This window comes from Brevundimonas sp. ALps5, assembly GCF_058681645.1.
In genome coordinates, this window is sequence record NZ_CM178744.1 from 935,367 (window position 1) to 943,599 (window position 8,233).

Consider the following 8,233-nt stretch of genomic DNA (forward strand, 5'->3'; position numbering starts at 1 on the left):
TTTGAAGAGATTTCGGTGTGAAGATCAGGCGGCGATAGGAACGGGCGCGAGGGTCAGAACCTGGTCGATGTCCATCACGATCAGGAGTTCGCTCTCGAGCAGGTACAGGCCGGTGCAGACGGACTGCCACCGGTTGGACAGGGTCACGGGCGGGATCTCGCGGGTCTCGGGCGACAGCCACAGGACGTCGCCGACATCATCGACCAGCAGGGCGTAAAGCTCGCCGCCCCGTTCGACGATCACGCACATGAAGCCTTCGCCGGCCTCGCGCGGGGCCATGCGCAGACGCAGACGCATGTCGACCGCAGTGACGATCCGGCCGCGCAGGTTCAGCGACCCGGCGACCTCGGGCGGGGCCAGGGGCACGCGGTTGATAGTGGTCTGGGCGATGACGTCCTGAACCTTGAGCACCGGCACGCCGAAGGTCTGGGACCCGACGCGGATGGAGACGAGACCCTCGACGTCATCGGTCCCCGAGGACACGGCGGCCGGCCCGGTTTCGGAAGCGGTCATGCGGCTTGCCTCGTGTTGAAGGCCGAGTTCACGGCGTCGAGCAGGCGCGAGCCGTCGAACCGGGCGGCGCCGCGATCGCGGCCTTGCAGCGACAGGCCCATCAGCGGCGTGGCGTGCCAGCGGGTCGCCTTGCCGAAGGCCTGGGCGAAGCGGCGCGCCTCCTCACCCTGGGGATCGGTCTCGGCCATGATCAGGTCGAACTGCTCGCCGGCCTCATAGAGGGTCAGAGCCTCGACGGCGCCCTCGGCGACGACGACGTCATAGCCGGACTGGGCCAGCAGCGGCTGGAGCAGCAGGCGGCTGAACGGACTGTCGTCGATCAGCAGCAGACGCTTCAGGCCGGCGACCGGGGTCCTCGCGGCGAGAGACGCCGCCGACCGCGATGCGGCCGGCGCATCGCCCCAGTAGCGGTCGATATCGACCATCTCGGTGGCGCGGCCGGCGACGATCAGGCCGGCGGTGTCGGGATCCCCGACCTTCGCCGGTTCGTCCTCGACGATGTCCACGATCTCGTCGACCAGGAGGCCGACGGCCTGTTCGCCGCGTGCGAAGACGAGCAGCGGCCGGGTCGTCTCGTCGGTCCAGGGCTGGACGGGCCGCGCATCGACGTCGACCACGGGCATCAGCCCGCCGCGGTACTGGATGACCGTACGGCCCTCGACCGTCTCGATCTGATGCGACAGCAGCTCCTCGATCCGGGCAACGCGCGACAGGGGCACCGCACGCGGCGTGGCATCGCCGGCGTGGAAGGTCAGGAGCGCGGTCCGCTCCATTGAGGCCGAGGCCGGCAGTTCCAGCTCGTCCCGGGCGCCGTCAGCGCTCTGCTGGGCGCCCGCCTCTTGCGAGATGCCCTTGAAGTCCAGGATCAGGATGACCGAGCCGTCGCCCAGGATGGTCGCCCCGGAATAGAGCTTCAGGTGACGCAGAACCGAGGCCACCGGCTTGACCACGATCTCCTCCGTATCGAACACCCGGTCGACAATCACCCCGAAGGTGAAGGACCCGACCTGGGCCACCACGATGCAGGATTCGCCCGTCACCTCGACGTTGGCGGGCAGGCCCAGCAGCGTCCCGAGCGACACCAGCGGCAGCAGCCGGTCGCGCAACCTCAGGACGGCGGCGTCATCGACATATTCGACCACCCGGCCCGAGCCATCGCTGGCGCTGACCAACTCGATCACACAGGACTGGGGCATGGCGAACCGCTCGCCGCAGCATTCGACGATCAGGGCCGAAACGATGGTCAGGGTCAGGGGAATGCGGATGGTGAAGCGGGTGCCGGCGCCCTCGGTCGAGGTCATCTCGATGGCGCCGCCGATGCGCTCGATATTGGTGCGCACGACATCCATGCCCACGCCGCGACCGGAGACGGCGGTAATCTCCGGCGCGGTGGAGAAGCCAGGACGGAAGATCAGATGGCGCGCCTCGGAGTCCGACATGGCCTCGGCCTGGGCTGCGGTGATCAGACCTTGCGAGACACCCTTCGCGCGCAGCTTCGTCGCCGACAGCCCACGCCCGTCGTCCATCACCTCGATGACGATGGCGCCGCCCTCGTGCCGGGCCTGAAGGGTGATGCGCCCCGCCTCGGACTTGCCCGCCGCCAGACGGTCCGCCGGCGTCTCAATGCCATGGTCCGCTGCGTTGCGGATCATATGCGTCAGCGGATCCTTGATCAGCTCCAGAACCTGACGGTCCAGCTCGGTCTCCTGACCGTGCATCGACAGTTCGATGGACTTTCCCAGGTCCTGGGCCAGGTCGCGGACCAGACGCGGCAGCTTGGCCCAGGCGCCGGAGATCGGCTGCATCCGGGTGGTCATCACCCCTTCCTGAAGCTCGGTCGTGACCTGGTTCAGGCGGTTGAGCGGCGCCGCGAACGGGCTCTCTGGATCGAGCCTGAGAACCTGGATCAGCTGATTGCGGATCAGGACCAGCTCGCTGGCCACGGTCATCAGATGCTCAAGGGCGTCGACACTGACCCGGATGGTCTGGGCCGGGCCCGCCAGTTCGACGTCGGACGCGTCGGGCGTCAGGGTCTTCGGCCGGGACGACACGGGTGCGGCGGCGACGGGCGCGATGGCCTCGCTGGAGGGCGAAGGCGCGGTCGGGCTCTCCACTGGGGCCGGCGCGATCTCGACCAACGGCGCCGCGGTTGTCTCGGCGGCGAAGACGGCGGCCAGATCGGCCAGCGACCGATCGTCGACGTCCAGCTCGGCCAGGCAAAGGCCGACGATATCCATCAGGCCCGCCAGGGCCACGGCCTCGACCGGCGCCCCGACCAGGCCCCGAACGGTCGCGGACAGGGAGACGGCGGCCGCACTGCCCGAGGCGCCGGTGGTCAGGCAGTCGCGCAACTCGCCCTGGAGGCGGTCGGGATCGACGGACAGGAAGGCGGCGTTGACGGCCGGCCAGGCGTGCAATCGGGACAGGGCCGATTCCACCGCCGCATCCAGGGTTGCCTCTCCACCCAGACGCTGGATCAGAGGGCGTGGATCGGCGGACGTCTCAACCGCCGTCGGCGCGGACATCACGGGCGCGGCGCCATCAGCCGACGCCCCCGCCAGAACGCCTTCGAGACGCCCGATAAGCTCGCCGTCGTCTCCCGCAGGTTCTAGTCCGGTCCTGGCGAGGCCGTCGACCAGATCGCGGATCAGATCGACCGTATCCAGAATGGCCGAAACGGCGGCGGGGGTGACGGCCAGGGAGCCGTCGCGGAACTCGCCCAGCACATTCTCGGCGGCATGAGCCACGGTCTGCAAACGCATCAGGCCCAGGAAGCCGCAGGTCCCCTTGATCGTGTGGATCAGACGGAAGACCCCGCCCAGCACTTCGGGATCGCCGGGGTTCTTCTCGAACCGCACCAGTTCGCTGTCGAGCGTTTCGAGCCCCTCGCGCGTTTCGGCAATGAAATCGCTGACCAGCTCGTCCAAGCGCTCGCCCCTCAATGACCAAGCGCATTGCTTGATACCCCAACGTTATTGAGGGTTAATACTGTTACTTAATGGTTAATCTGACCCATCGTTACTCATACAACCGACCAACATATCAATTTATATAGATCGCAACTTGAGATTACACGCATTGTTGTGTACGTATAAACGAATTGATTGCCCAAAATGCGGATATTTTTACACCTTGAGTGCAATCCGTTGCGATTTCATACTGTATTGCAATTCCATATAAATTTTGAAATTCCTTTGAAAACTATATGTTTAACCATAAAGGAACCTTTTTCCTGATTTCATCGAGTGAATATTGCTGACTTCCAGCGATATGAACCAGATCAGCAGGAACGTTGACTATGGCTGTCGATAAAAACATGCCCGTACTGGTCGTGGACGATTACAAGACAATGATCCGCATCGTTCGCGGCCTTCTGGAGCAACTCGGCTTCAAGAATGTCGATGAGGCGATGGACGGGCCCAGCGCCCTGGAGAAGATCCGGAACCAGGAGTACGGGCTGATCCTGTCGGACTGGAACATGGTCCCGATGACCGGCCTGGAACTGCTGACCCAGGTCCGCGCAGAACCCCGCACGGCCAAGACGCCCTTCGTCATGGTCACCGCCGAGGCCAAGACCGAAAACGTCGTCGCGGCGCGGCAGGCGGGGGTGAACAACTACATCATCAAGCCCTTCACCCTGGCGGTGCTCAAACAGAAGCTGACCACCGTGCTGGGAGAACTGGGATGACCCAGCTGGATCCCGTCGCGATCATCGCCGCGGTCCGGAGCGAGGTCGAAGCCGGCGTTGATCAGGTGCTGACCGGGGCCGAGACCTGCCTGCGGGAGATGGAGGGGGTTCGCGGCGGATCGGCGGAGGCGCTCGATCGGCTGGAACAGGCCCTCTTCAGCATCATGGAGGCCTGCGCCTTCCAGGATCTGACCGGCCAGCGGCTGACGGTCCTCGGCGGCCTGATCGACCCGGCGCCGAAGGCCACGACCGCCGACCCTCTTCTGAACGGCCCCGCCCTAACCGGCGGCCTGGACCAACAGGCCGCCGACCGACTGCTGACGTCCTGATCTCCCTTCAGCGAAGAGCAAGCGCGATATGTCATCCCAAACGACCCGTCGCCTGAACCTGCGTCAGGCCTCAGTTCTCGCCGTCGACGACAATCCGATGTCCCTGGATCTGCTCAAGCAGATCCTGAACGGCTTCCGTATCAAGCACCTGCGGGAGTGCAGCTCCGCCGAGGAGGCCCGCAAGGCCATCGACGAGGAGCCGTTCGACCTGCTTCTGATCGACGGGGAGATGCCCGCCCAGAGCGGCCTCGACCTGAGCCGCTACGTCCGGTCGCGGGTGGACCAGACCAATTTCACCACCCCGATCATGATCGTGACAGCCTTCACTCCCCCGACGACCGTGCGCGAGGCGCGCGACAACGGGGTCAATATGGTGGTGTCCAAGCCGGTATCGCCGGCGGCCCTTCTCAGCCGGATCGAGTGGATCGCCCGTAACGATCGCGCCTTCGTCGTCGCCGACAACTATTCCGGGCCCGACCGGCGCTTCCGCAAGGCCGGGCCGCCACAGGGCGTCGATGAGCGCCGAGCGGAGGCCCTGGCCCTGACCTCGGACGCCACCCGGGAAATGTCCCAGGCCGACCTGGACTCGCTGTTCGGATGACCGACGCCGCCCGTATCTTCGTCCCGGAGAACACCCTCGCGCGCGGCATCGACGCGCCCGGCGCCGCCGACATCCACGATATGCTTCGCGACGCCGCCCGCCGGGTCGAGGCCATGGCGCCGGCCGTCGACGTCTATGTGGCGGATCGCTCCGTGGCCCTGCTCCGCGCCATGGCGGGTCCGCCGCCCGCGACGCCGGAGGCCCGCCTGGCCCTGGCCACCGAAGCCGGCCTTCTGGCCGAGGTGGCGGGCTCGGGCCGGCCCAACCCCATCGGCGACATCGCCAAGGGAATCGCCGTCCTGATCCGGCATCTGAACGCCGACGGCGGCTGGCGAGCCGATCTGATCCATGTCCATGCGGCCGCCCTGGGCCTGGTCATGAACCGCGGAGAGAAGCCCAACGTCGGCGCCCTTCTGTCCGGCCTGCGCAGCGCCCGCGCCTCCATCGGCGCGCTCGAATAGAGTTCAGCCCTCGCCTTGGGCGACCTCATCCAGCCAGTCCAGCCGGGCGCGCTGCAGGCGCAGACTGAGATCGACGCTGGCGCGCTCGATGGAGTCGCCGTGCCGGGACCAGCCGGCCAGCCGCTCCATCCCCTCCAGCAACTCCTGCCGGACGGCGGTCAGGACCTCGGCCCGGCGCGCGCCCTCCAACTGCATCCAGATGCCGGCCCGCATCCGGAAAGGGTCGATGCCGACGCTGGAGGCGCGGCCGGGGTCGCACGCCCATTGCATCATCGCCTCAAGGCCCTCAGCCGTGACCGACAGCAGCCGCGTCGCCCGCCCGTCGCCCTTGGCCTCGGCCGCAATCAGGCCGTCCCGCTCCATCCGCTTGATCGCCGGATAGACCGCGCCCGCGCTACCGCGCCACTCGATGGACGGCGACGTCGAGAAGGAGCGGCGCACCTGAAAGGCGGTCTGACGCCCCCGGTGATGCAGTTCGGACAGCACCGAGCCTTCCAGTTCCGTCAGCATCGCCAGCCTCCCTTGCGCGAACCGTTCGCCGTGATAGTACGAAAAAGACTATTCACACGGATACGGCCATGCGAACCCCTTTTTCCGCCGTCCTCGGCGTCTCCCTGCTGGCTTTAGCGGCCTGCGCGGGTCTGGCCGAGCCCCAAACGACAGCACCTGTGCCGTCGGTCGTCGCCCTGGGCTCGGGCGTGCAGACGGCAGACATGGATACGGCCGTGCGGCCGCAGGACGATTTCTTCGCCTTCGCAAATGGCCGCTGGCTGCGCGATACCCCCATCCCCGACGATCGCTCGCGCTACGGCGTGGATTCCATGATGGCGGAGCGGTCTCTGATCAAGCAGCGCGCCGTCGCCGAAGCGGCGACGACCGCGACCGATCCTGAGGCGCGCAAGGTCGGTGACCTCTACACCGCCTTCATGGACGAGGCCGGGATCGAGGCGGCGGGCCTAACCCCGCTCCAGCCGCAGTTGCAGGCGGTAGACGCCCTTTCCACGGTCAGGGACCTGGCCCCGCTGATGGCGCGGCTGGATGCGATCGGGGTCACGACCCCCATCGGCGTCTTCATCGATCCGGATGCGAAGGACGCTGATCGCAATGCCCTGTGGCTCTACGAGAGCGGGCTCGGCCTGCCGGACCGCGACTATTATCTGAGTGCGGAAACCCGGTTCATCACCGTCCGCGACCAGTATCGGACCTATGTCGCGCGGATGCTGGTGCTGGCCGGAGAGCCGTCGGCGCAGGCGGAATCGGACGCGGCGGCCGTGCTGGCGCTGGAGACAGCCTTGGCCCGACTCTACTGGTCGCCGGTCGACGCCCGCGATCCGGACAAGACCTACAATCCCCGGACGCTCGCCGATCTGGAGCGGTCGGCGCCGAACCTCGACTGGACCGGCTGGATGGCGGCGCAGGGACTCGGCGGCGCGACGCCCCTGATCGTCGTGCGGGAGCCGAGCTTCTTCGAAGGCCTGTCGCGACTGGCGGCCGAGACGCCCCTGCCGGTATGGCGCGCCTGGCTGCGCCTGAAGGTCCTGGACGCCTCGGCGCCCTTCCTGTCCCGGGCCTTCGCCGACACCGCCTTCGGCTTCAACGAAGGGGTGCTGCGCGGAACCACCACCAACAGCGAACGCTGGAAGCGCGGCGCCGCCCTGGTCGACCAGTTGCTGGGCGACATCTCGGGCCGGCTCTATGTCGAGCGTGAGTTTCCCCCCGAGGCCAAGGCGCGCATCGACGCCCTGGTGCAGAACCTGATGACGGCCCAGGCGCGCAGCCTGAACGACGCTGCCTGGATGAGCCCGGCGACCCGCGCCGAGGCTCTGGCCAAGCTGGCGAAGATCGATGTGAAGATCGGCTATCCCGACCATTGGCGCGACTATTCGGCGCTCGAGATCCAGCCGGACGATCTGCTGGGCGACATTTTCCGCGCCCGAACCTTCGAATGGCGGCGCAAGCGGGCCCTGTTGTCGGCGCCGGTCGATCGCCGCGAATGGCGTATGACCACCCCGACCGTCGACGCCTACTACAGCCCCGCCACCAATGAGATCGCCTTCCCGGCGGGGGTGCTGCAGCCGCCGATGTTCGATCCGGGCTCGGACGACGCGTACAACTACGGGGCCACGGGCGCGACGATTGGACACGAGATCAGCCACGGTTTCGACGTGCGCGGCAGCCGTTACGACGGCGACGGCAACCTGCGCGACTGGTGGACGCCCGAGGACCGCGCCCGCTATCAGGCCCTGTCCGACCGGCTAACGCGCGCGTTCGATGCCTTCGAGCCCCTGCCCGGCCAGCACGTCAACGGGACCCTGACGCTGGGCGAGAACATGGCCGATCTGGCCGGACTGCAGCTGGCCCACGATGCCTGGCGCGCCTCGCTGAATGGCGCCGAGGCTCCGGTGATCGACGGCCTGACGGGCGAGCAGCGCTTCTTCCTCGGCTATGCCCAGAGCTTCATGGGCAAGCGCCGCGAGGCGGCCCTCATCGCCTTGCTGAAGTCCAATCCGCATGCGCCCGAACGCTATCGGGTCAACGGGATCGTGGTCCATCTGGACGCCTTCCAGACCGCCTTCGACGTCCATCCCGGCGACCCGATGTATGTCCCGCCCGGAGACCGGATCCGGCTGTGGTAGGTCCG

At 67.1% G+C, this 8,233-nt stretch carries 8 protein-coding genes; 5 read left to right on the forward strand and 3 right to left on the reverse strand.

The window, feature by feature from the left end; genetic code table 11:
• Positions 1–24 precede the first annotated feature (24 nt).
• Positions 25–513 carry a chemotaxis protein CheW gene (locus ACW172_RS04450; protein ID WP_492033982.1) on the reverse strand — a complete coding sequence of 163 codons (489 nt, stop codon included), beginning with the start codon at positions 511–513 and terminating at the stop codon, positions 25–27.
• Positions 510–3,440: a chemotaxis protein CheW gene (locus tag ACW172_RS04455; RefSeq protein WP_492033983.1), complete on the reverse strand. Its 2,931-nt coding sequence runs from the start codon at positions 3,438–3,440 to the stop codon at positions 510–512. Before ACW172_RS04455 ends, ACW172_RS04450 begins: the two co-directional genes overlap by 4 nt.
• Before the next feature lie 371 nt (positions 3,441–3,811).
• Here ACW172_RS04455 and ACW172_RS04460 point away from each other — a divergent pair, with 371 nt between their 5' ends.
• Genes ACW172_RS04460 through ACW172_RS04475 form a run of 4 tightly spaced genes read left to right on the forward strand, consistent with a single transcriptional unit; the run spans position 3,812 to position 5,592 of the window.
• Positions 3,812–4,201 (forward strand): response regulator, encoded by a 390-nt coding sequence (locus tag ACW172_RS04460; RefSeq protein WP_492033984.1) that lies wholly within the window; start codon positions 3,812–3,814, stop codon positions 4,199–4,201.
• Positions 4,198–4,530 carry a hypothetical protein gene (locus ACW172_RS04465; protein ID WP_492033985.1) on the forward strand — a complete coding sequence of 111 codons (333 nt, stop codon included), beginning with the start codon at positions 4,198–4,200 and terminating at the stop codon, positions 4,528–4,530. The genes ACW172_RS04460 and ACW172_RS04465 overlap by 4 nt, the downstream gene beginning before the upstream one ends.
• Positions 4,531–4,558: 28 nt before the next feature.
• Positions 4,559–5,131: a response regulator gene (locus ACW172_RS04470; protein ID WP_492033986.1), complete on the forward strand. Its 573-nt coding sequence runs from the start codon at positions 4,559–4,561 to the stop codon at positions 5,129–5,131.
• A complete protein-coding gene (locus ACW172_RS04475) occupies positions 5,128–5,592 on the forward strand; it encodes a hypothetical protein (RefSeq protein ID WP_492033987.1) in 465 nt (154 codons plus the stop codon). The genes ACW172_RS04470 and ACW172_RS04475 overlap by 4 nt, the downstream gene beginning before the upstream one ends.
• 3 nt (positions 5,593–5,595) lie before the next feature.
• Here ACW172_RS04475 and ACW172_RS04480 read toward each other — a convergent pair whose 3' ends face one another.
• Complete coding sequence (locus ACW172_RS04480; RefSeq protein WP_492033988.1) at positions 5,596–6,102, reverse strand: PadR family transcriptional regulator; 507 nt, start codon at positions 6,100–6,102, stop codon at positions 5,596–5,598.
• 68 nt (positions 6,103–6,170) lie between these two features.
• Here ACW172_RS04480 and ACW172_RS04485 point away from each other — a divergent pair, with 68 nt between their 5' ends.
• Entirely contained in the window at positions 6,171–8,228 is a 2,058-nt protein-coding gene (locus tag ACW172_RS04485) for a M13 family metallopeptidase (RefSeq protein WP_492033989.1), read from the forward strand.
• Positions 8,229–8,233: the final 5 nt, after the last annotated feature.